Origin of the sequence: Dechloromonas hortensis (assembly GCF_009469765.1) — a bacterium.
In the GTDB taxonomy this organism is placed as follows: Bacteria; Pseudomonadota; Gammaproteobacteria; order Burkholderiales; family Rhodocyclaceae; genus Azonexus; species Azonexus hortensis.
The window spans coordinates 1-230 of the sequence record NZ_SSSQ01000073.1; the positions used below are offsets into that span (position 1 = coordinate 1).

At 62.2% G+C, this 230-nt stretch carries 1 protein-coding gene; it reads right to left on the bottom strand.

Annotated elements, in window-relative coordinates; genetic code table 11:
* A partial coding sequence (locus GH663_RS21430; protein WP_153133512.1) for a PspC domain-containing protein occupies window positions 1–137 on the bottom strand: 137 nt, incomplete at its 3' end.
* Window positions 138–230 lie beyond the last annotated feature (93 nt).

The following is a 230-nucleotide window of genomic DNA, read 5'->3' on the forward strand; positions in this document are numbered from 1 at the left end:
GAGCCGATCGAGACCAGCACGAACACGATCCGCACCAGCGTGGGGCTCCAGCCGAAGCGGTGGGCAATGCCGCCCATCACGCCGGCAATCATGCGGTCGTTCAGCGAGCGCGCGTAATAACTTCGTATAGCATACATTATACGAAGTTATACGAAGGGTGCGCACCGCGGCCGCGTTGGCGTAGTCGATGCGGCCATCAAGGCTGACGCTGAGCACCAGGTCGGCCACCG